We start from the raw sequence: 22,262 nt of genomic DNA, 5'->3' as shown, positions 1-22,262 counted from the left end.
TTAATTAAATCTTGTTTACTGAACCACCCGCTTTTTCAATGGCAGCTACAGCGCTGGCAGAGAAGCTATGAGCAGTTACTGATACTTTGGAACTCAATTCACCTCCGCCCAAAATCTTGATTTTGTCGTTTTTGGAAGCGATGCCGTGAGACACCATTGTATCCATGTCGATTGATTCAAGATTGTAGGTCGTTGCAAGGCTTTGCAAGGTATCCAAATTTACCGGTTTGAACTCAACTCTGTTCAAGCTTTTGAAACCAAATTTAGGAACTCTTCTTTGAAGTGGCATTTGACCACCTTCAAAGCCCAATTTAGTCTTATAACCGGATCTTGATTTTGCACCTTTATGACCTCTTGTAGAAGTTCCCCCTCTACCGGATCCAGTACCTCTACCAATTCTCTTACGATTTTTGGTTGATCCTTCGGCTGGTTGTAATGTATGCAGTTTCATAATTAAGCTTCCTCCACTTTTACAAGGTGATTAACTTTCTTGACCATACCGGCAATCTGTGGAGTATTTTCTACTTCAACAGATTTGTTGATTTTGCCTAGACCTAAAGCAGTAATGGTAGCTTTTTGATCTTTTGGTCTGTCAATAACAGATTTCGTTTGTGTGATTTTGATCTTAGCCATGATGATTATCCATTAAAAACTTTAGACATTTTCACACCTCTCTGTTGTGACACAGAGATAGCATCTCTCAGTTGCATCAACGCATCGATGGTTGCTTTCACCACGTTGTGTGGGTTGGAAGAACCTTTGGACTTAGCCAATACGTCAGTTACACCTGCAGATTCCAATACGGCACGCATCGCACCACCGGCGATTACACCAGTACCTGCAGCAGCTGGTTTGATAAGGACAAAACCTCCACCAAACTTACCAATCTGCTCATGCGGAATAGTACCTTTCAAAACCGGTACTTTTACCAAGTTTTTCTTTGCGTCCTCGATGCCTTTAGTGATTGCATCAGTTACTTCGTTGGCTTTACCCAAACCATAACCTACAACACCATTGCCATCTCCGACTACTACGATTGCAGAAAAAGAGAATCTTCTACCACCTTTTACCACTTTGGCTACTCGGTTGATCGCTACTACTTTTTCTTTTAAATCTGTATCTGTGGCCCTAATGGGCTTCTTTTTCAGTTGAGACATAATAATTAAAATTTAAGGCCTCCCTCTCTGGCACCATCTGCCAAAGCTTTCACTTTTCCGTGATACAAGTAGCCATTTCTGTCAAATACTACTTCGCTAACACCATTAGCAACGGCTCTCTCAGCGAGTTTTTTACCAACCTCCGAAGCGATTGATACATTGGTGTTTTCTTTAGCGCCCAACTCCTTAGAGGAAGCCTGTGCCAAAGTACGACCTTTAAGGTCATCCACCAATTGCGCGTAGATACCAGTATTACTTTTGAATACTGATAAACGTGGTCTGGAATCGGTACCGGAGATCTTTCTGCGGATACCCTGCTTGATTCTAAGTCTTCTGGAATTCTTATTAAATGCCATAACCTATTATTTTTTACCGGCAGTTTTACCAGCCTTACGTCTAATTTGTTCACCAACGAAGCGCACACCTTTGCCTTTGTAAGGCTCGATCTTACGAAGAGATCTAATTTTTGCCGCTACTTGTCCGATCAGTTCTTTGTCAATTGCTTCCAAAGAGATGATTGGATTTTTACCTTTCGGAGTCTCAGTCTTCACAGATACACTTTCAGGAAGTGCAAAGAAGATGTTGTGAGAATATCCCAAGTTCAATTCTAATACTTGACCTTGGTTGGTTGCCTTATAACCTACACCTACAAGTTCCAAGTCTTTCTTGAATCCTTCAGAAACTCCGATCACCATATTGTTGATCAAAGATCTGTAAAGACCGTGCATAGACTTATGTCTTTTAGAGTCAGTAGGTCTGGAAACAACAACTTGGTTGTTTTCCACTGTCACCTGAATATCAGGATTCACATCCTGAGTCAGTGTACCCTTTGGACCTTTAACAGTAACTACACCTTTTGTAGCCACGTCTACAGTAACACCGCTGGGTAGATTTATTGGTTTTTTACCTATTCTTGACATGATAGTAAATTAATATACGTAGCAAAGTACTTCGCCCCCGATACCTTCGGTGCGGGCTTCTTTGTCTGTCATTACCCCTTTAGAGGTCGAAATAACGGCAATACCAAGTCCATTGATGACTCTTGGTAGCTCGTCATGTTTTACATACTTTCTTAAACCTGGCGTACTAACTCTCTTCAGGCTCACGATTGCGTTCTTCTTGGTAGTTGGATTGTATTTCAAAGCAATTTTGATTGTGCCTTGAGGTCCATTATCCTCGAACTTATAGTTCTGGATATACCCTTTGTCATGCAATACTTTAGTGATCTCCTTCTTGATATTAGAAGCAGGTATCTCAACGATTCTGTGAGAAGCCTTAATGGCATTTCTCAATCTAGTCAGATAATCGGCTATTGGATCAGTCATGGTATTATATAGTCTAGCTCCACCCGTTTTGGGCGTGCAAAGTTACGAATTGATTTTTTAAATAAAAACTACTGTCGTTATTTTACCAGCTGGACTTAGTCACTCCCGGGATCTTGCCTGCTGAGGCCATTTCACGGAAGGTTACCCTGTTGATACCAAACTTTCTCATGTAGCCTTTTGGACGACCGGTCAACTTACATCTATTGTGTAATCTAACCGGAGAAGCGTTCTTTGGCAATTTATCAAGTGCCTCATAATCGCCAGCTGCTTTCAGCTCAGCTCTTTTCTTGGCATACTTGGCTACCAGACGTTCTCTTTTTCTCTCACGAGCTTTGATTGACTCTCTTGCCATGATTATTCTTCTTTATTTTTATTAACGAACGGCATACCGAAAGCCTTCAATAATGCTAAGCTTTCTTCGTCAGTATTTGCGGTAGTCACAAATGTGATATCCATACCGGAAATTCTATTTACTTTTTCGATAGAGATTTCTGGGAAGATGATTTGTTCGGTTACACCTAAGGTGTAATTACCTCTTCCATCAAATCCTTTGTCAGAAATTCCTTTGAAGTCACGAACACGTGGAAGTGCCACGGTCATCAATCTATCAAGGAATTCATACATTTTCTCTCCTCTCAAAGTAACTTTAGCACCGATAGGCATGCCTTCTCTTAGCTTAAAGTTAGAAACAGAAGTTTTAGCTTTGGTAGATACTGCTCTCTGACCTGTGATCAAAGAAAGTTCTTCCACGCCTTGGTCAACCAATTTCTTATCAGCTACTGCAGCACCGATACCTTTATTAAGCACAATTTTGCTCAATTTAGGAACCTGCATTACAGATGAATACTGGAATTTTTCTTTCAAAGCAGGAACGATATCGTTCACATACTTTTGCTTCATTCTAGGATTAGCCATTGATCACCTCCCCTGTTTTCTTAGAGTATCTTACTAATTTACCATTTTCACCTGCCTTGCGTCCAGTTCTGGTAGCTTCACCAGTCTTAGGATCTACAAGCATCAGGTTACTGATATGTACAGAAGCTTCTTTCTTCTCGATACCACCTTGAGGCTTAGCAGCAGTAGGCTTCACGTGTTTAGTTACGATATTGATGCCTTCTACATAAGCTCTGCTTTTAGCAGTATCTACAGAAAGAACTTTCCCTGTTTTACCTTTGTCATCACCTGCGATCACTTTCACAGTGTCTCCGGTTTTGATGTGCAGTTTAGACTGCTTGTTGAATTTTCTTTCCATGATTACAATACTTCAGGGGCCAAAGAAACGATTTTCATAAACTGCTTCTCTCTCAATTCTCTAGCCACAGGGCCGAAAATACGAGTACCTCTAGGTTCATCGTTGTTGTTCAACAATACAGCAGCGTTGTCCTCGAAACGAATGTAAGAACCGTCTTTACGTCTTACTTCTTTCTTGGTACGTACGATAACCGCTCTTGAAACGGTACCTTTTTTCATGTTGCTGGAGGAAAGGGCAGACTTTACAGTCACGACTACTTTATCACCGATAGAAGCATATCGTTTTTTAGTACCTCCCAATACGCGGATGACCAATACCTCTTTGGCACCGGAGTTGTCCGCCACACTTAGTCTGGATTCTTGCTGTATCATGATTACTTAGCCCTTTCAATAATTTCAACTAATCTCCAACGCTTGTTCTTACTCAGCGGACGAGTTTCACTTATTTTCACGATGTCACCTGGGTTACATTCGTTTTTCTCGTCATGAGCCATAAATTTGGTAGTCTTTGCAACGAACTTACCGTACATACCGTGTTTTACTCTTCTTTCCACGGCTACAGTAATGGACTTATCCATCTTGTTGCTTACGACTTTACCAATTCTTTCTTTTCGAAGATTTCTTTCGATCGTAGCCATTTTATTTTCTGTTAGCTATTATTTGCCAGCCAATGCAGTCTTCAATCTTGCGATAAGACGCTTGGTTTCGCGTATTCTGTTAGGATTCTCGATGGGAGAAATTGAGTGAGCAAATTGAAGTTTGCTCAGATTCGTTTTCTCGGCGCTGATTTTCTCAGCGATTTCACTTGCGGAAAGTGATTGGATCTCTGTATTTTTCATAGTTCCTAATTATTCTGCGTAGTCTCTACGAACAACAAATTTGGTGCTTACAGGAAGTTTCTGCTGAGCCAATCTCAAGGCTTCTTTAGCAGTTTCCAAAGGTACACCAGTAGCTTCGAAGAGGATGGTTCCAGGCTTGATAACTGCTACCCAATATTCAGGAGCACCTTTACCTTTACCCATACGTACTTCAGCAGGCTTCTTAGTGATAGGTTTGTCAGGGAAAATTCTGATCCAAACCTGACCTTCTCTTTTCATTGCTCTTGTCATTGCGATACGAGCTGCCTCGATCTGACGAGAGGTGATCCATCCTGCTTCCAGGGACTTGATGCCAAAGTTGCCAAAAGCGAGCGTATGCCCTCTTTGTGCAATGCCTTTGACACGGCCCTTTTGCATTTTTCTATATTTAGTTCTTTTCGGCTGTAACATGATTTCTCACTTATCGGTGAAAATTAGTTATTTCTTTTTCTGCGTCTAGGACCTCCGTCTCTCTTAGGACCAGCGTTTCTTGGGCCTTTTGGCTCATTAGCTGCACCTTGATTAGGAGACAAGTCTCTCTTACCGTACACTTCACCTTTGAAGATCCATACTTTGATACCGATAATACCGTAAACAGTCAATGCTTCGGAAATAGCGTAATCAATGTCGGCTCTCAATGTGTGTAGAGGAATACGACCCTCTTTGTACATTTCAGAACGGGCCATTTCGGCACCACCTAAACGACCAGAAAGTTTTACTTTGATTCCTTCTGCTCCCACTCTCATGGATGCTGCAATGGCTTGTTTCATTGCTCTTCTGAAGGAAATTCTAGCCTGAAGCTGCTGAGCGATAGACTCACCTACTAACTTGGCATCCAATTCAGGTCTTTTGATTTCAAAGATGTTGATTTGAATGTCTTTGTTGGTGATCTTTTTAAGCTCTTCTTTTAGCTTATCTACTTCGGCTCCACCTTTACCAATAACTACACCTGGTCGAGCGGTATGAATGGTAAGTGTGATTCTCTTAAGCGTACGCTCAATGATCACCTTAGCAATCCCACCCTTAGGAATTCTGGCAAGGACGTACTTACGGATTTGCTGATCTTCGTATAGTTTTTCAGCGAAGTCTTTCCCACCATACCAGTTGGAATCCCAGCCTTTGACTACACCAAGTCTAAATCCTATTGGGTTAATCTTTTGTCCCATAGTCTGTTCTTAATTTGCCTTTTCGTTTGTTTCTACTACATCAGCGGTAACATCCTCAGCATTGAAAGCATCAATTACTAGGGTTACATGATTGGATCTTTTGCGGATTCTGTGACCACGACCCTGAGGAGCAGGTCTCAATCTCTTAAGAGATCTACCTTCATCCACCATGATGGTTTTCACATATAGATCAGCTTCTTCAAGCTTTGCATCAGGATTTTTTGCCTGCCAGTTTGCCACTGCAGAAAGAAGAAGTTTTTCCAATTTCATGGCTCCATGATTTGGAGTAAACTTCAAAATGCTGAGCGCCAATCCCACTCTTTTGCCTCTGACCAAGTCAGCCACCAAACGCATTTTGCGTGGGGAAGTAGGAACATTATTTAATCTTGCTATTGCTTCCATGATTATCTCTTTCCTTTATCTTTTTTGGCAATGTGGCCTCTGAAATTTCTGGTAGGAGCAAATTCACCTAGCTTGTGACCTACCATGTTGTCTGTTACAAATACCGGGATGAATTTATTTCCGTTATGCACAGCGAAGGTATGTCCTACGAAATCTGGAGAAATCATGGATCTTCTTGACCAAGTCTTGATGACGGATTTCTTTCCGGACTCGTTCATAGCATCCACTTTTTTCACTAGATGATGCTCGATATAAGGACCTTTTTTTAATGAACGTGCCATAATTATTTAGATCTTTTGCTAACGATGAACTTGTTTGAATACTTCTTAGGTGATCTGGTTTTCTTACCTTTAGACAACAAGCCCTTACGGGATCTTGGATGTCCTCCGGAAGATCTACCTTCACCACCACCCATTGGGTGATCTACTGGGTTCATAGCTACACCTCTCACTCGAGGTCTTACTCCTAACCATCTCTTACGACCGGCTTTTCCCAATACTACGTTCATGTGGTCTCCGTTGGAAACTGTACCTACAGTAGCCATACAAACACCCAAAACGAGTCTCATCTCTCCGGATGGAAGTTTGATGGTCACATATTTACCCTCACGGGCAACAATCTGTGCATAACCACCAGCACTTCTTACCATTGCAGCACCTTTACCTGGCTTCAATTCCACGCAGTGTACAATAGTACCCATTGGGATATTCATCAAGTGCATTGCGTTACCCACTTCAGGAGCAACTTGCTCACCGGAAATCACTGTTTGTCCCACTTGCAAACCTTCCGGGGCGATAATGTAGGCTTTAGCACCGTCAGCATAGTATAGTAGGGCTAGACGAGCTGTTCTGTTTGGATCGTACTCGATTGCCTTTACGGTAGCAGGTACACCAAACTTGTTTCTTTTAAAGTCAACTACTCTGAGTCTTCTTTTATGACCACCACCCATATAGCGGGCAGTCATTTTGCCTTCATTATTTCTACCGCCTGACTTCTTGATAGGAGCAAGAAGAGATTTTTCCGGCGTTGACTTGGTAATCTCGTCAAACGCTGGGGCTACTCTGAATCTTGTTCCTGGAGTTACAGGCTTCAATTTTTTAATTGCCATGATATTGATTCAATTAAATTTCTCCGTAAAAATCAATTACCTCTCCATCAGCTACTTGCACGATTGCTTTTTTGAAAGCGTTAGTGAAGCCTGATACGATTCTTGTCTTGGTGTATCTTGTCTTATGCTTCGCAGCATATCTCATGGTTCTTACTGATACCACTTTCACACCGTATGCTTTTTCTACAGCATTTTTGATTTCTGGTTTCTTTGCGGTTTTCTCCACAATGAATCCATAAACGCCTTTTTCGTTCATGGCAGAAATCTTTTCTGTAATCAAAGGCTGCTTTAGAATATCCATTGTCTTATTTCGATAAAATGGTTTCCAATTTACTTACAGAATCTTCGCAGATCACCAAGTGATCAGCATTCAGAAGCTGGTAAGTATTTACATCATTCACAGTCACAACTTTCGCCTTAGGAAGGTTTCTGCTGGATAGGTAAACGTTCTTGTTATCTTCAGGGAGAACCAAAAGCGTCTTCTTATCGGATAGCGCCAATCCATTAAGCAAAGCCAGATAGTTTTTAGTTTTTGGAGCATCAAATGAGATGTTTTCCAAAACTGAAAGGCTGTTATCTTTCACTTTGTAGGAAAGAGCAGATTTTCTGGCTAGTTGTTTTACTTTCTTATTCAATTTGAAAGAGTAGTCTCTTGGCTTAGGACCAAAAACTCTACCTCCACCTCTGAAAAGCGGGGATTTCAAAGATCCAGCTCTAGCACCACCGGTACCTTTTTGCTTTTTGATCTTCTTGGTAGATCCTGCTACTTCATTTCTTTCTTTAGACTTATGAGTACCCTGTCTCTGATTAGCTAGGTACTGTTTTACATCCAGATAGATGGCGTTGTCATTTGGCTCGATTGCGAAAATCTCGTCAGACAATTGCACCTTTCTTCCGGTGTCTTCTCCTTTTTGATTAATTACTGCTAATTCCATGGCTTACTTCTCTAGAATTACATAAGAATTTTTTGGACCTGGTACTGAACCGGACACCAGAAGGAGATTTTGCTCAGCGTAAATTTTCAATACTCTGAGGTTCAATACTTTCACTCTGTCACCACCGGTTCTTCCAGCCATTCTCATACCCTTGAATACTCGGGATGGCCAAGAACAAGCACCAATGGAACCTGGGTGTCTCTGTCTGTTGTGCTGACCGTGAGTTTGTCCACCCACACCACCAAAACCATGACGCTTCACTACACCCTGGAAGCCTTTACCTTTAGAAGTACCGATAGCATCGATGAAGTCACCTTCTACGAATACCTCTCCGGCCTTCACAGTAGCTCCTAGATTTACCTGGCCTTCAAACTCGACCCGGAAATCACGGAACTCAACAACTTTGTGCTTCGGCGTTGTACCTGCCTTTTTAAAGTGACCTATCAATGGCTTAGGAGTGTTTTTCTCCTTACGCTCACCGTAGGCCAACTGCACTGCGTTGTACCCGTCTGTTTCAACGTTTTTTACTTGCGTCACTACGCAAGGACCAGCTTCTATTAGCGTGCATGCGACATTACGTCCATCGGCACTAAAAATGCTAGTCATTCCTACTTTTTTTCCAATTATACCAGACATCTTTTATAAGATAATTTGATAATCCACAAGCATTTATACGCTTGGGCCCTTTTTAAGGACTGCAAAGTTACTGAAATAAAATTCTGCAACAAACCCCAACTCCTATATTTTCAAACATTTAGAAAATATTTCATTTGGAATTCGCCCTTTGAGCAGCCCAAAGGCCAATGAATCATTGTTGATTTTTAAAAAAACAAAAGACCTGCATAGAAATGCAGGTCTGATGAGTTTGTGTTTTCAGGTTTTATCAAACCTTGATCTCTACATCCACTCCACTTGGAAGTTCGATTTTCATCAAAGCATCCACAGTTTTAGAAGAGTTAGAGTAGATATCTACCAATCGCTTATAAGTACAAAGCTGATACTGGTCTCTTGCTTTCTTGTTTACGTGTGGGGATTTCAACACGGTAAACTTTTCTTTCTTGGTTGGCAATGGGATAGGTCCCACTACTACAGCACCAGTAGCTTTTACAGCTTTCACGATCTTCTCTGATGACTTGTCCACCAGGCTGTGATCGTATGATTTTAGTTTTATTCTAATTTTCTGATTCATCGCAAATATTGATTAGGCTTTCTGACCTTTTACGTTAGCAATTACAGTCTCCGCTATGTTGTTTGGCACTGGCTCATAGTGAGAGAATGTCAACGAAGCAGTAGCTCTACCGGAAGAGATGGTTCTCAAATCGGTGATGTAACCAAACAGTTCAGACAAAGGAACAGATGCTTTGATTACGGAAGAAGTACCTTTGGTATCCATTCCTTTCATCAAACCTCTTCTTCTGTTCAAGTCACCGGTGATAGGACCAGTGTATTCATCTGGAGTAACCACGTCTACTGACATGATTGGCTCTAATAACTGAGGCTTACATTTTTTAGCAGCTTCTTTGAATCCGATTCTAGCAGCCAATTCAAAAGAAAGTGCATCTGAATCGACATCGTGGAAAGAACCGTGGAACAATCTAACTTTCATGGACTCGATAGGATAACCTGCCAAAGGACCATTCTTCATAGCTTCAGCAAATCCTTTCTGGATAGATGGGATAAATTCTTTTGGAATTACACCACCCACGATTCCGTTTACGAAATCCAATCCTGGCTTGATTTCTCCTGTTTCCGCATCTGGATCTTTAGGACCCAATTCGAATACGATATCGGCAAATTTACCTTTACCACCAGTTTGCTTCTTGTAAACTTCTTTGTGTTCTACTGAACCAAACAAAGCTTCTTTGTAAGCAACCTGAGGAGCACCTTGGTTAATTTCAACTTTGAATTCACGCTTCAATCGGTCGATGATGATATCCAAGTGAAGTTCACCCATACCTCTCAAGATAGTTTGGCCAGTTTCGTGGTCAGTGTTTACTTGAAGAGTTGGATCTTCTTCTACCAATTTGGCGATAGCCATACCTAGTTTATCAACATCCGCCTGAGTTTTAGGCTCAATTGCGTAACCGATAACCGGCTCTGGGAAGATCATGGACTCCAATACAACCTTACGCTTTTCGTCGCAAAGAGTATCTCCAGTCTTGATATCTTTAAATCCTACTACTGCACCAATATCACCAGCTACCAATCTTTCGATTTGGTTTTGCTTGTTGGCATGCATCTGGAATACTCTGGAGATACGCTCCTTGTTTCCAGAACGGCTATTGAATACATAAGATCCAGACTCAAGAATACCTGAGTAAGCTCTTACGAAACAAAGTCTACCTACGAATGGGTCAGTAGCAATTTTGAAGGCCAAACCGGCAAATGGTTCAGACTCATCTGGAGCGATTCTTACATCTTTCTCCTCGTCATTCAAATCATGAGCGATGATATCATCTTTGTCCAATGGAGAAGGAAGCAATTCCATCACCAAGTCCAACATGGTTTGAACACCTTTATTTTTGAAAGAAGATCCACATACCATAGGGACAATTTTCATGTCAATGGTTGCTTGTCTTAAAGCATTGAGGATTTCTTCTTCAGTGATTGAGTTTGGATCCTCGAAGAATTTCTCCATCAAAGACTCATCGTAGTCAGCAACAGCCTCAAGCAAATGCTCTCTCCACTGTTCAACTTCCTCTTTCAAGTCTTCAGGAATAGGAACTACCTCGTAAGTCATTCCCATATCCTCTTCATTCCAAACGATACCTCTGTTGTTGATCAAATCAACTACTCCTTTGAATTTGTCTTCAGAGCCGATAGGAATCTGCAATGGAACAGCATAGCTACCCAACATTTCCTTCACCTGCTTACAAACTTCCAAGAAGTTAGCTCCTGCACGGTCCATTTTATTAACGAATCCGATACGAGCTACTTTATAATTATCAGCTAAACGCCAGTTGGTCTCAGACTGTGGCTCAACGCCGTCCACAGCACTGAACAGGAAAACCAATCCATCCAATACTCTTAGGGAACGGTTTACCTCAACGGTAAAGTCAACGTGTCCTGGAGTATCGATGATGTTGATTTGATATTTCTGATCTCTGTAGTTCCAAAAAACGGTAGTAGCAGCAGAAGTAATAGTGATACCTCTTTCCTGCTCCTGAGCCATCCAGTCCATGGTAGCAGCACCGTCGTGTACTTCACCTATTTTGTGGGAAACTCCAGAGTAAAAAAGGATTCGCTCTGTGGTAGTCGTTTTACCGGCATCAATGTGAGCGGCGATACCGATATTTCTGGTGTATTTTAAATCTCTTTTCGCCATCCTAATTAAAATCTAAAGTGAGAGAATGCTTTGTTGGCTTCTGCCATTCTGTGCGTATCATCTTTCTTCTTTACTGCAGCGCCTTCGCCTTTTGCAGCAGCGATGATTTCGCCAGCAAGTCTATCCATCATGGTTTTCTCACCTCTTTTTCGAGCATAGTTGATCATCCACTTGATTCCAAGGGCCATCTTTCTTTCAGGTCGGACTTCCATTGGAACTTGGAATGTAGCACCACCAACTCTACGACTCTTCACCTCTACGGATGGAGCAATATTGTTAAGCGCTTTTTTCCAAACTTCAAGACCATTCTCACCTACTTTGGATTCTACCTTTTCTACTGCATCGTAGAAAATCTTGTAAGCAATACTCTTCTTCCCATCTACCATCAGACAGTTCACAAACTTGGTAACCAAGGTGTCATTGAACTTTGGATCAGGAAGAATATATCTCTTCTTTGGTTTCGCTTTTCTCATTTCTTCTTAAACATTAAATAAATTACTTTTTGGCTGGAGCAGCCTTAGGTCTTTTAGCACCGTACTTGGAGCGACCTTGCTTACGGTCTTTTACTCCTGCAGTATCCAATGCACCGCGGATGATGTGATATCTTACACCTGGTAGATCCTTCACACGACCACCTCTAATCAATACGATTGAGTGCTCTTGCAAATTGTGACCTTCACCTGGAATGTAAGCGTTCACTTCTTTTCCATTTGTCAATCTCACCCTTGCCACCTTTCTCATAGCTGAGTTAGGCTTTTTAGGGGTAGTAGTGTACACTCTGGTACAAACCCCTCTTCGCTGAGGACAAGCGTCCAAAGCTCTTGATTTAGATTTGGTTTCCAGCGTTGTTCTACCTTTTCTTACTAACTGTTGAATAGTAGGCATTAACTGATAAAATTTAGTTTTCCTGTAAACTGTTAAATTTTGGACTGCAAAGGTAGAAAAAGTAATAAGACAAACAAAATTAAGCAGTTATATTTTTGTTATGCCTCTCCGGGCGTACCAAAGGTGATCGGGAACTCCGGGGCACCTCCATTTTGGTTGATTTTGCCAAATGCAGCCTCATACTTTTCTATATTATCCTTCAATGCTGCCAATAATCTTTTGGCATGATCCGGAGTCACTATAATTCTTGACTTCACCTTTGCCTTTGGAACTCCCGGCATCAAACGGATAAAGTCAATCACAAATTCTGAATTGGAATGGGCAATCATAGCCAAATTGGAATATACTCCTTCAGCAACTTCCTCTGAAAGCTCTACATTGATCTGTTGATCTGGTCTGTTTTGTCCTTTTTCGTCACTCATTTTATTGGGATTAAAAAAGGCCTGTACGCATACAGGCCTTTTCGTTTATAAACTCACTATGTATTATAAAATCGCTTCGCTAGATCTGCGAGTGGATTTTTCCATATTTTCAGAAAGCTTATCATACTCTTCCTGAGATCCAACGATCAAGTTTTGTAACCTTCTCTGACCTGTACCGGCCGGAATTAGGTGACCTACGATCACGTTTTCTTTCAATCCGAGTAGCTCATCTCTCTTACCTCTGATAGCTGCTTCAGAAAGTACTTTGGTAGTTTCCTGGAAGGAAGCTGCTGAAATAAATGATTCTGTACCCAAAGAAGCTGCTGTGATACCTTGAAGTGTCGGAGCAGAAACCGCAGTTTCAGCATCTCTCACCTGTACCAATTTCAGGTCTTTACGCTTCAAGCTGGAGTTTTCATCTCTCAGTCTTCTTGAAGAAATAATCATACCTGGCTTCAATGTGCTAGAGTCTCCAGCATCCATCACCACTTTCTTATCAAGGATATTATCATTTTCCTCACGGAAAGCCCACTTATCTACTACCTGTCCTTGCAAGAATCCAGTATCTCCAGCATCAAGAATTTCAACTTTCTGCATCATTTGAGATACAATCACCTCAATATGCTTATCGTTGATTTTCACACCCTGAAGTCTGTAAACTTCCTGAATTTCATTTACCAAATACTCCTGAACGGCAGTTGGTCCTTTAATGGATAGGATATCATTTGGAGTAATTGCTCCATCTGACAATGGCTCACCCGCACGGATGAAGTCATTTTCCTGAACCAAGATATGCTTGGAAAGAGATACCATGTACTTCTTAATCACTCCATCCTTAGACTCGATGATAATTTCTCTGTTACCTCTCTTGATTCCGCCGTAAGTTACCACACCGTCGATTTCAGAAACTACAGCCGGGTTGGATGGGTTACGTGCCTCAAACAATTCAGTTACTCTTGGAAGACCACCGGTAATATCTCTTGTCTTACCTACGGATCTTGGGATTTTCACCAATACCTGTCCAGATTTTACTTTATCTCCAATTTCAACAGCCAAGTGAGCTCCTACCGGAATGTTGTAAGCTTTGGAATCCTCTCCATAGTCTACTACAATAGCAGGGTTCTTGGTTCTGTCTTTGGTATCGATAATTACTTTCTCACGGAAACCTGTCTGATCATCGGCAACTTCTTTGTAAGTAACACCCTCTACAATAGACTCAAAGTCTACTTTACCGTCGAATTCAGAAAGAATTACGGCGTTGTATGGATCCCAAGTACATAGAGAATCACCTTTGGCGATTTTCTGACCATCTTTCACGTTCAATAATGCTCCGTAAGGCACGTGATTTGAAACCAAAGTCTTACCGGATTTCACATCATTGATTTTTATTTCTCCGGATCTACCCATTACAACTGTAACTGGTTCCCCGTCTTTATTGGTAGTTTCGATCAGCCTTAATTCCTCATCGAATTCTACTACACCTTCGAATTTAGCATTGATGCTCGCCTCAACAGCCATGTTGGAAGCAGTACCCCCTACGTGGAATGTTCTTAGCGTCAACTGTGTACCTGGTTCACCGATAGACTGTGCTGCAATAACACCTACTGACTCACCTGCCTGTACCATATTACCGGTAGCAAGGTTACGTCCGTAGCATTTAGAACAAACACCTCTTCTGGTTTCACAAGTTAAGACAGATCTTATCTCAACCTCTTCAACAGCTGAGTCATCTACTCTCTTCGCAATTTCGTCGTCAATTTCAACTCCAGCAGGAACGATCAATTCGTCTGTAAGCGGATCGTAAACATCATGAACAGATACTCTACCCAAGATTCTTTCAGAAAGTGGCTCAACGATTTCATCATTGTCTTTCAATGGCTGAACAACCAAACCTCTCAAAGTACCGCAATCCTCTTCAGTGACGATCATGTCTTGAGCTACGTCTACCAAACGACGAGTCAAATAACCCGCATCGGCAGTTTTCAAAGCTGTATCCGCAAGACCCTTACGTGCACCGTGAGTGGAGATAAAGTACTCGAGTACGTCCAAACCTTCCTTAAAGTTGGAAAGGATAGGGTTTTCGATGATTTCACCTACTGAACCTTGTAAGTTTTTCTGAGGCTTAGCCATCAAACCTCTCATACCACCCAGCTGACGAATTTGCTCTCTTGAACCTCTAGCTCCAGAGTGCATCATCATGTAGATAGCATTGAATCCCTGCTTGTCCTCCTCCATCTTCTTCATCAGATTATTAGTCAAATGAGAGTTGGTACGAGTCCAAATATCAATTACTTGGTTATATCTTTCGTTGTCTGTGATCAGACCCATCAAGTAGTTATTCCAAACCTGATCTACCTCTTCTTTCGCTTTGGCGATCATTGGCTCTTTTTCCTCAGGGATGATTACATCGTTAAGACCCATTGACAAACCACCTTGGTAAGCCATCTGGAATCCTAGATGCTTGATATCATCCAAGAACTGGGCAGTACGTGCAATACCACAAACTTTCACTACTTGAGCGATAATCTGCTGAAGCTTTTTCTTAGTCAAAAGCTCGTTTACATATCCTACCTCAGCCGGAACAAACTGGTTGAAGATCAAACGTCCTGCAACTGTATCGATGATTTGGCTGGTAATTTCCCCATCCTCACCTCTTACAGGTACTTTACACTTGATGTTCGCATGCTTGGAAATCTGCCCTTCATTCAAAGCAATAATTACTTCCTCTTGGCTGTAGAAAGTCATTCCTTCACCAGGAACTGGCTCTTCAGGAGTAGACTTCTTGCCTTTAGTTACATAATACAGACCCAATACCATGTCTTGAGAAGGTACCGTAATCGGTGCTCCGTTGGCAGGGTTCAAGATATTATGAGAAGAAAGCATCAATGTAGAGGCTTCCAAAATAGCTTCATGTCCCAGTGGAACGTGAACCGCCATTTGGTCACCGTCAAAGTCAGCGTTGAATGCTGTACACACTAATGGGTGCAACTGAATCGCTTTTCCTTCGATCAATTTTGGCTGGAATGCCTGGATACCCAATCTGTGAAGAGTTGGGGCACGGTTCAAAAGAACAGGGTGTCCTTTCAATACGTTTTCCAAAATATCCCAAACCACTGGATCTTTACGATCCACAATTTTCTTGGCTGATTTTACTGTCTTCACAATACCTCTTTCGATCAGCTTTCTGATAATAAAAGGTTTGAAAAGCTCAGCTGCCATATTTTTAGGAAGACCGCACTCGTGAAGCTTCAATTCTGGTCCTACTACGATCACAGAACGACCGGAGTAATCCACACGCTTACCGAGCAAGTTTTGACGGAAACGACCTTGCTTACCTTTCAACATATCAGAAAGGGATTTCAATGCTCTGTTTCCATCAGATCTTACCGCATTTACTTTTCTGGAGTTATCGAAAAGAGAATCCACAGCTTCCTGCAACATACGCTTTTCGTTTCTCAAGATTACTTCTGGAGCTTTGATGTCTATCAATCTCTTCAGACGGTTGTTTCTGATGATTACTCTTCTGTACAAGTCATTCAAGTCAGAAGTAGCGAATCTACCACCATCCAATGGTACCAATGGACGCAATTCCGGTGGAATCACAGGAACCATTCTTACCACCATCCACTCAGGACGGTTTTCGATTCTTGTTCTTGCATCACGGAACGCTTCTACTACCTTCAAACGCTTCAAGGCTTCTGCCTTACGCTGCTGAGAGGTATCTGTAGCTGCTTGATGACGAAGAGAATAAGAAAGATCATCCAAGTCCAATCTAGCCAATAACATTTCCAAAGCTTCAGCACCCATTTTGGCGATGAATTTATTTGGATCGTCATCATCTAGCATATGATTTTCCTTAGGAAGCTTATCCATGATATCCAAATACTCATCTTCTGTTAAGAAGTCTAGGTATTGGATTCCATCTTCAGCTTTTATACCTGGCTGAACAACTGCATATCGCTCATAATAAACGATTTGGTCCAACTTTTTGGTAGGAAGACCCAACAAGTAACCAATCTTGTTAGGCAAAGATTTGAAGTACCAGATGTGTGCAACAGGAACCACTAACTCAATGTGACCCATTCGCTCACGACGTACTTTCTTTTCAGTCACCTCTACCCCACAACGGTCGCAGATGATGCCTTTATATCTGATGCGCTTGTATTTACCACAATGACACTCCCAGTCTTTCACTGGACCAAAGATTCTCTCACAGAACAAACCACCCATTTCTGGCTTGTAAGTTCTGTAATTGATAGTCTCTGGCTGGGTCACCTCTCCATTTGAACTATCCAGAATAGATTCTGGGGAAGCCAAACTGATGGTGACTCTCGAAAAGTCATTGTTTAGTTTTTTGTTTTTTCTGAACGCCATAGTTTTTTGAAAGATATATGAAGGGCAGTTTGACCTGCCCTATTGAGCCAATTTAATCTAAGGTAATTTCAAGAGCCAAGCCTCTCAGTTCATGAACCAATACGTTGAATGATTCAGGGATGTTAGGCTTAGGAAGGTTTTCACCCTTCACAATTGCTTCATAAGCTTTCGCTCTACCGATTACGTCATCAGATTTTACTGTCAGGATTTCCTGAAGTACGTGAGATGCACCGAATGCTTCAAGAGCCCAAACCTCCATCTCTCCGAATCTCTGACCACCAAACTGGGCTTTACCACCCAATGGCTGCTGAGTAATCAAAGAGTAAGGTCCGATAGATCTTGCGTGCATCTTATCATCTACCAAGTGACCAAGCTTCAACATGTAAGCTACACCTACAGTCACAGGCTGATCGAATTTAGCTCCGGTCAATCCATCATATAGGTAGGTACGTCCATAAGAAGGCAATCCAGCAGCATCCAATTCAGCAGAAACCTCTTCCATAGAAGCTCCATCGAAAATCGGAGTAGCGTATTTTTTACCTAATTTTTGTCCTGCCCAAGCCAATACTGTTTCGAAAATCTGTCCGATGTTCATTCGAGAAGGTACACCCAATGGGTTCAGAACGATATCCATTGGAGTTCCGTCTTCCAAGAAAGGCATGTCTTCGTCTCTTACGATTCTGGCAACAATACCTTTGTTACCGTGACGACCTGCCATCTTATCACCCACTTTCAGCTTACGCTTCTTAGCGATGTAAACTTTAGCAAGCTGAACGATACCTGCTGGTAACTCGTCTCCAACCTCCAAAGTGAATCTTTCTCTCTTGAATCTACCACTGATCTCATTTCTTGAGTTAGTGTAGTTTTTCACCAACTGAACAATCAGATTGTTGGTGTGTGCATCATCAGTCCAATCATCCAAGATGATATCAGAAATCAAATTCGCCTCTTCTGGAACATTGTAGTTAGACTCATCTCTGTAAGGGTTCTTAGCAGGGAATAAGTTGTTTTCAATATTCTTCGCGTTGAACTTCATTCCTTTGGAAATGATCTCATCACCAAACTTATGCTTCACTCCCAAAGAAGTCTTACCATCCAATATAGTTACCAACTTATTGATCATTCTGGCTCTGATGCCCAAAAGATCTTTGGAATACTTAGCTTTCAGTTTTTCAACCTCTGCCTTAGCTTTCGCTCTATTGTCTTTGTCCTTCTTAGGTCTGGAGAACAATTTGGTTTCGATTACCACACCATTCAAGGATGGAGAAGCTTTCAAAGAAGCATCTTTCACATCACCAGCTTTATCACCGAAGATTGCTCTTAGCAATTTCTCTTCAGGAGTTGGATCAGTTTCACCTTTTGGAGTAATCTTACCGATAATGATATCTCCTTCTTTTACTTCAGCACCTACTGCGATGATACCGTTTTCGTCCAAATGCTTCACTGCATCTTCAGAAACGTTAGGAATTTCAGAAGTTAATTCTTCTTCTCCACGCTTGGTATCTCTTACCTCAAGCTGGAACTCTTCAACGTGGATGGAAGTAAAGATGTCTTCACGAACTACTCGTTCAGAAATTACAATCGCATCCTCGAAGTTGTATCCTTGCCAAGGCATGTAGGCAACTTTCAAGTTTTTACCCAAGGCTAACTCACCATTGTTGGTAGAGTAACCTTCCACCAATACCTGACCTTTTTCAATTCTCTGACCCTTCAAAACTAAAGGAGTCAAGTTGATGGTAGTATCTTGGTTGGTTCTTCTGAACTTAATCAGATCGTAAGTTTTGTATTCATCTGTGAAATTCACCAACAACTCATCATCTGACAAGTCATACTTAATGGTGATTTTCTTAGCATCTACATAGTCAACTACACCGTCAGCCTCTGCAATAATCAAAGATCTGGAGTCAATAGCAGCTTTTGCTTCTAAGCCTGTACCTACGATAGGTGCTTCAGCTTTCAACAATGGAACTGCCTGACGCTGCATGTTGGATCCCATCAATGCACGGTTCGCATCGTCATGCTCCAAGAAAGGAATCAAAGATGCCGCAACAGATACAATTTGGTTTGGAGCAACGTCCATGTAGCTGATTTCAGAAGGCTCCAACACTGGGAAGTCACCTTCAAATCTTGCTTTTACTCGCTCATTTACGAAAGTTCCTTTTTCATCCAAAGGAGCATTTGCCTGAGCAATGTTATGGTCATCTTCTTCTTCTGCAGTCAAGAATACAATATCCTCCTGCTTCATACCCACTTTACCTTCTTTCACCTTTCTATAAGGTGTTTCAAGGAATCCCATGGAGTTTACTTTTGCGTGAACGCAAAGAGAAGAAATCAAACCGATGTTTGGACCTTCCGGAGTTTCGATAGTACAAAGACGACCATAGTGTGTATAGTGAACGTCACGAACCTCGAAACCTGCTCTTTCTCTGGATAGACCACCTGGACCCAAAGCAGAAAGTCTACGCTTGTGCGTCAACTCTGCCAATGGATTGGTTTGATCCATGAACTGAGAAAGCTGGTTGGTACCGAAGAAAGAGTTGATTACTGAGGAAAGCGTACGAGCGTTGATCAAATCAACAGGCTTGAAGTCTTCGTTGTCACGTACGTTCATACGCTCACGAATTGTTCTGGCCATTCTCGCCAAACCAACTCCAAACTGGCTGTAAAGCTGCTCCCCTACAGTTCTTACTCTTCTATTGGAAAGGTGATCGATATCATCGACTACTGCTTTAGAGTTGATCAAACCGATCAAATATTTCACGATGGAAATAATATCCTCTTTAGTCAGTACGATTTTTTCAGCCTCAATGTCCAGACCCAATTTTTTATTGATTCTGTATCGGCCTACTTCACCTAAGTCATATCGCTTATCAGAGAAGAATAGAGAGTGAATCACCTCACGGGCAGTAGCCTCATCAGGAGCTTCAGTGTTTCTCAATTGACGGTAAATTACTTCTACCGCTTCTTTCTCTGAGTTAGAATTATCTTTTTGAAGTGTATTGTAGATGATAGAGTAATCGGCAATGTTTACATCCTCTCTGTGAAGAATGATAGACTTAGAGCCAGAGTCCAAAATCATTTCAATATCCTCATCTGTCAAAACGGTATCACGCTCAAGCAATACTTCGTTTCTATCGATGGAAACTACCTCACCTGTATCTTCATCTACGAAGTCTTCAACCCATGTTCTCAAAACTCTAGCAGCTAATTTTCTGCCTGCAGCTTTTTTCAAAGCAGTTTTGGTTGCCGATACTTCTTCGGAAAGGCCAAATAAATCCAAAATGTCTTTATCTGAACCGTAACCGATAGCTCTTAGCAGGGTAGTTACAGGAAATTTCTTCTTACGATCGATGTAAGCATACATGACATTGTTGATGTCAGTAGCAAACTCAATCCAAGAACCCTTGAAAGGAATGATACGGGCAGAGTATAATTTCGTACCATTAGTGTGCTTACTTTGAGCAAAAAATACACCTGGTGATCTGTGCAATTGAGATACAATCACACGCTCTGCGCCATTGATTACAAACGAACCCTTCTCAGTCATGTAAGGCAAGTTGCCTAAGAAAACTTCTTGTTCGATTGTTTCGAAATCCTCATTGTCCTCATCATGGCAAAGCAATCTTAATTTTGCTTTCAAAGGTACTGAGTAGGTCAAACCACGATCTATACATTCACCCACACTATATTTAGGTGGATCCACTGCATAATCGATAAATTCCAAAGTGAAGTTTTCTCTGGAATCAGAGATCGGAAAATTCTCAGAAAACACTTTGAATAATCCGTCAGCCCGGCGCTTTTCTGCAGGCGTATCCAGCTGGAAGAAATCTTTGAAAGACTGCAACTGAATATCGAGAAAATCCGGATAGTCTTTGACCACCTTAATGGAGGAGAAACTTTTCCTTTCGGTTTGATTCTTGATAGCCAAGGTAGTGTATGTTTATAGTGAAATTAAATAACGAAATATTAATATTTTCGCAAGAAATAATGCAATTTTTTACCTGTGCATAAACAGGAAAAGACCTGACTTGTATAGTCAGGTCTTAGGGCTAAACCTAAACCAGATGGTTCGGTTTCGCCAAATTATTTGATCTCTACTTCAGCACCAGCTTCTTCTAGAGACTTCTTCAAGCCTTCAGCTTCGTCTTTAGCGATACCTTCTTTTAAAGCTTTAGGAGCAGAATCCACTAGGTCTTTAGCTTCTTTCAAGCCAAGTCCAGTCAATTCTTTTACAAGCTTAACTACTGCAAGTTTCTGACCGCCAGCTGCCTTCAAGATAACGTCAAAAGAAGTCTTCTCTTCTTCTGCAGCGCCACCGTCAGCACCACCAGCAGCAGGACCTGCAACAGCAACTGCCGCAGCAGCTGGTTCGATTCCGTACTGATCCTTAAGGATATCTGTCAATTCTTTAACCTCTTTTACAGTCAAGTTTACCAACTGATCTGCAAGTTGTGTAAGATCTGCCATCGTATTATTAATTTAAATTTTTCGTGATTTGTGATTGAATTGAAGTATTATTTTTCTTCTCTGCTTTCAAGGGCCTTAAGCACACCAGCGATGTTGTTTTGGCCACTTTGCAATGCAGAGATGAGGTTCATTGCAGGAGACTGTAGCAAACCGATAAGGTCGCCCAACAACTCTTGCTTTGATTTAAGATTAGAAAGCATTTCAAGGTTTGCTTCACCTACGAAAACATCCGTATCGATAGAAGCACCTTTGAATTTTGGTCTCGTCTCTTTTTTACCTAGTTTTTTTCTGAAATCCAGCAATACTTTTGCTGGCAGGTTACTGGTCTCTTTGGAGAAAATAATTCCAGAGAATCCTTTCAATGAACTATCCAACTGAGAGAAGTCTGCATCCAGATTTTCCAAAGCTTTCTTGATCAATGTGTTTTTGTACACTTTGTACTCAACACCCTTCTCAAAACATGCTCTTCTGAAAGCGTTCACTTCCTTCACACTGAATCCTCCTGCATCTGTGATGTAGAAGAAAGGGTTTTCTCTAAATTTCTCGGTAAGACCGTCGATTATTTCTTTCTTTTCGTCTCTAGTCATG

The 22,262-nt window shown here is 41.5% G+C and carries 29 protein-coding genes; all 29 read right to left on the bottom strand.

Annotation, left to right across the window (positions count from 1 at the left end):
- Window positions 1-4 precede the first annotated feature (4 nt).
- On the bottom strand, window positions 5-451 hold the full coding sequence (gene rplO, locus BM073_RS07850) for a 50S ribosomal protein L15 (RefSeq protein ID WP_091652863.1): 447 nt from the start codon (window positions 449-451) through the stop codon (window positions 5-7).
- Window positions 452-453: 2 nt separating this feature from the next.
- Entirely contained in the window at window positions 454-633 is a 180-nt protein-coding gene (gene rpmD, locus BM073_RS07845) for a 50S ribosomal protein L30 (protein ID WP_091652860.1), read from the bottom strand.
- 5 nt (window positions 634-638) lie between these two features.
- Entirely contained in the window at window positions 639-1,157 is a 519-nt protein-coding gene (gene rpsE, locus BM073_RS07840; RefSeq protein WP_091652857.1) for a 30S ribosomal protein S5, read from the bottom strand.
- Window positions 1,158-1,162: 5 nt separating this feature from the next.
- Window positions 1,163-1,513: a 50S ribosomal protein L18 gene (gene rplR, locus BM073_RS07835; RefSeq protein WP_091652854.1), complete on the bottom strand. Its 351-nt coding sequence runs from the start codon at window positions 1,511-1,513 to the stop codon at window positions 1,163-1,165.
- A 6-nt stretch (window positions 1,514-1,519) separates the two neighbouring features.
- The gene (rplF, locus tag BM073_RS07830) at window positions 1,520-2,077 is read right to left on the bottom strand and encodes a 50S ribosomal protein L6 (RefSeq protein WP_091652850.1); all 558 of its coding nucleotides are present in this window, start codon (window positions 2,075-2,077) and stop codon (window positions 1,520-1,522) included.
- A 9-nt stretch (window positions 2,078-2,086) separates the two neighbouring features.
- Entirely contained in the window at window positions 2,087-2,482 is a 396-nt protein-coding gene (rpsH, locus tag BM073_RS07825; RefSeq protein ID WP_091652847.1) for a 30S ribosomal protein S8, read from the bottom strand.
- A gap of 82 nt (window positions 2,483-2,564) precedes the next feature.
- Complete coding sequence (rpsN, locus tag BM073_RS07820; RefSeq protein ID WP_026956459.1) at window positions 2,565-2,834, bottom strand: 30S ribosomal protein S14; 270 nt, start codon at window positions 2,832-2,834, stop codon at window positions 2,565-2,567.
- Between the two features lie 2 nt (window positions 2,835-2,836).
- On the bottom strand, window positions 2,837-3,397 hold the full coding sequence (gene rplE / locus BM073_RS07815) for a 50S ribosomal protein L5 (protein ID WP_091652844.1): 561 nt from the start codon (window positions 3,395-3,397) through the stop codon (window positions 2,837-2,839).
- Entirely contained in the window at window positions 3,390-3,734 is a 345-nt protein-coding gene (rplX, locus tag BM073_RS07810) for a 50S ribosomal protein L24 (protein WP_091652843.1), read from the bottom strand. The genes rplE and rplX overlap by 8 nt, the downstream gene beginning before the upstream one ends.
- Window positions 3,735-3,736: 2 nt before the next feature.
- Window positions 3,737-4,105, bottom strand: a complete 369-nt coding sequence (rplN, locus tag BM073_RS07805; protein WP_026956456.1) for a 50S ribosomal protein L14 — start codon at window positions 4,103-4,105, stop codon at window positions 3,737-3,739.
- Window positions 4,106-4,107: 2 nt separating this feature from the next.
- Window positions 4,108-4,371 carry a 30S ribosomal protein S17 gene (gene rpsQ / locus BM073_RS07800; protein WP_091652840.1) on the bottom strand — a complete coding sequence of 88 codons (264 nt, stop codon included), beginning with the start codon at window positions 4,369-4,371 and terminating at the stop codon, window positions 4,108-4,110.
- Window positions 4,372-4,389: 18 nt separating this feature from the next.
- Window positions 4,390-4,572 (bottom strand): 50S ribosomal protein L29, encoded by a 183-nt coding sequence (gene rpmC / locus BM073_RS07795; protein WP_091652837.1) that lies wholly within the window; start codon window positions 4,570-4,572, stop codon window positions 4,390-4,392.
- 9 nt (window positions 4,573-4,581) lie between these two features.
- On the bottom strand, window positions 4,582-5,001 hold the full coding sequence (rplP, locus tag BM073_RS07790) for a 50S ribosomal protein L16 (RefSeq protein ID WP_091652834.1): 420 nt from the start codon (window positions 4,999-5,001) through the stop codon (window positions 4,582-4,584).
- Window positions 5,002-5,024: 23 nt separating this feature from the next.
- The gene (gene rpsC, locus BM073_RS07785) at window positions 5,025-5,756 is read right to left on the bottom strand and encodes a 30S ribosomal protein S3 (protein ID WP_091652832.1); all 732 of its coding nucleotides are present in this window, start codon (window positions 5,754-5,756) and stop codon (window positions 5,025-5,027) included.
- Between the two features lie 9 nt (window positions 5,757-5,765).
- Window positions 5,766-6,158 carry a 50S ribosomal protein L22 gene (rplV, locus tag BM073_RS07780; RefSeq protein WP_091652829.1) on the bottom strand — a complete coding sequence of 131 codons (393 nt, stop codon included), beginning with the start codon at window positions 6,156-6,158 and terminating at the stop codon, window positions 5,766-5,768.
- A gap of 2 nt (window positions 6,159-6,160) precedes the next feature.
- On the bottom strand, window positions 6,161-6,439 hold the full coding sequence (gene rpsS / locus BM073_RS07775; protein WP_010856292.1) for a 30S ribosomal protein S19: 279 nt from the start codon (window positions 6,437-6,439) through the stop codon (window positions 6,161-6,163).
- A 2-nt stretch (window positions 6,440-6,441) separates the two neighbouring features.
- Window positions 6,442-7,266, bottom strand: coding sequence for a 50S ribosomal protein L2 (gene rplB / locus BM073_RS07770; protein WP_091652826.1), 825 nt, complete (start codon window positions 7,264-7,266; stop codon window positions 6,442-6,444).
- Between the two features lie 13 nt (window positions 7,267-7,279).
- Window positions 7,280-7,567: a 50S ribosomal protein L23 gene (rplW, locus tag BM073_RS07765; protein ID WP_026956448.1), complete on the bottom strand. Its 288-nt coding sequence runs from the start codon at window positions 7,565-7,567 to the stop codon at window positions 7,280-7,282.
- Window positions 7,568-7,571: 4 nt separating this feature from the next.
- Window positions 7,572-8,201 (bottom strand): 50S ribosomal protein L4, encoded by a 630-nt coding sequence (gene rplD, locus BM073_RS07760; RefSeq protein WP_091652823.1) that lies wholly within the window; start codon window positions 8,199-8,201, stop codon window positions 7,572-7,574.
- A gap of 3 nt (window positions 8,202-8,204) precedes the next feature.
- On the bottom strand, window positions 8,205-8,837 hold the full coding sequence (rplC, locus tag BM073_RS07755) for a 50S ribosomal protein L3 (protein ID WP_091652820.1): 633 nt from the start codon (window positions 8,835-8,837) through the stop codon (window positions 8,205-8,207).
- 247 nt (window positions 8,838-9,084) lie between these two features.
- Window positions 9,085-9,390 carry a 30S ribosomal protein S10 gene (gene rpsJ / locus BM073_RS07750; RefSeq protein ID WP_024284766.1) on the bottom strand — a complete coding sequence of 102 codons (306 nt, stop codon included), beginning with the start codon at window positions 9,388-9,390 and terminating at the stop codon, window positions 9,085-9,087.
- Between the two features lie 12 nt (window positions 9,391-9,402).
- Window positions 9,403-11,526 (bottom strand): elongation factor G, encoded by a 2,124-nt coding sequence (fusA, locus tag BM073_RS07745; RefSeq protein ID WP_091652817.1) that lies wholly within the window; start codon window positions 11,524-11,526, stop codon window positions 9,403-9,405.
- Window positions 11,527-11,531: 5 nt separating this feature from the next.
- Window positions 11,532-11,999, bottom strand: a complete 468-nt coding sequence (rpsG, locus tag BM073_RS07740) for a 30S ribosomal protein S7 (protein WP_091652815.1) — start codon at window positions 11,997-11,999, stop codon at window positions 11,532-11,534.
- A gap of 22 nt (window positions 12,000-12,021) precedes the next feature.
- Window positions 12,022-12,411, bottom strand: coding sequence for a 30S ribosomal protein S12 (gene rpsL / locus BM073_RS07735; protein ID WP_009183384.1), 390 nt, complete (start codon window positions 12,409-12,411; stop codon window positions 12,022-12,024).
- Between the two features lie 98 nt (window positions 12,412-12,509).
- Window positions 12,510-12,833 carry a DUF3467 domain-containing protein gene (locus BM073_RS07730; protein WP_091652813.1) on the bottom strand — a complete coding sequence of 108 codons (324 nt, stop codon included), beginning with the start codon at window positions 12,831-12,833 and terminating at the stop codon, window positions 12,510-12,512.
- A 63-nt stretch (window positions 12,834-12,896) separates the two neighbouring features.
- Window positions 12,897-17,207 carry a DNA-directed RNA polymerase subunit beta' gene (gene rpoC, locus BM073_RS07725; RefSeq protein ID WP_091652810.1) on the bottom strand — a complete coding sequence of 1,437 codons (4,311 nt, stop codon included), beginning with the start codon at window positions 17,205-17,207 and terminating at the stop codon, window positions 12,897-12,899.
- Between the two features lie 52 nt (window positions 17,208-17,259).
- The gene (gene rpoB / locus BM073_RS07720) at window positions 17,260-21,135 is read right to left on the bottom strand and encodes a DNA-directed RNA polymerase subunit beta (RefSeq protein ID WP_091652807.1); all 3,876 of its coding nucleotides are present in this window, start codon (window positions 21,133-21,135) and stop codon (window positions 17,260-17,262) included.
- Between the two features lie 155 nt (window positions 21,136-21,290).
- Entirely contained in the window at window positions 21,291-21,674 is a 384-nt protein-coding gene (rplL, locus tag BM073_RS07715) for a 50S ribosomal protein L7/L12 (RefSeq protein WP_091652805.1), read from the bottom strand.
- A gap of 47 nt (window positions 21,675-21,721) precedes the next feature.
- Window positions 21,722-22,261: a 50S ribosomal protein L10 gene (gene rplJ, locus BM073_RS07710; protein WP_091652802.1), complete on the bottom strand. Its 540-nt coding sequence runs from the start codon at window positions 22,259-22,261 to the stop codon at window positions 21,722-21,724.
- Between the last annotated feature and the right edge of the window lies 1 nt (window position 22,262).

Source organism: Algoriphagus ornithinivorans, assembly GCF_900115305.1.
Taxonomy (GTDB): Bacteria; Bacteroidota; Bacteroidia; order Cytophagales; family Cyclobacteriaceae; genus Algoriphagus; species Algoriphagus ornithinivorans.
The sequence above is the reverse complement of the archived record's forward strand: the minus strand, read 5'-3'. Positions and strand labels throughout refer to the sequence as shown.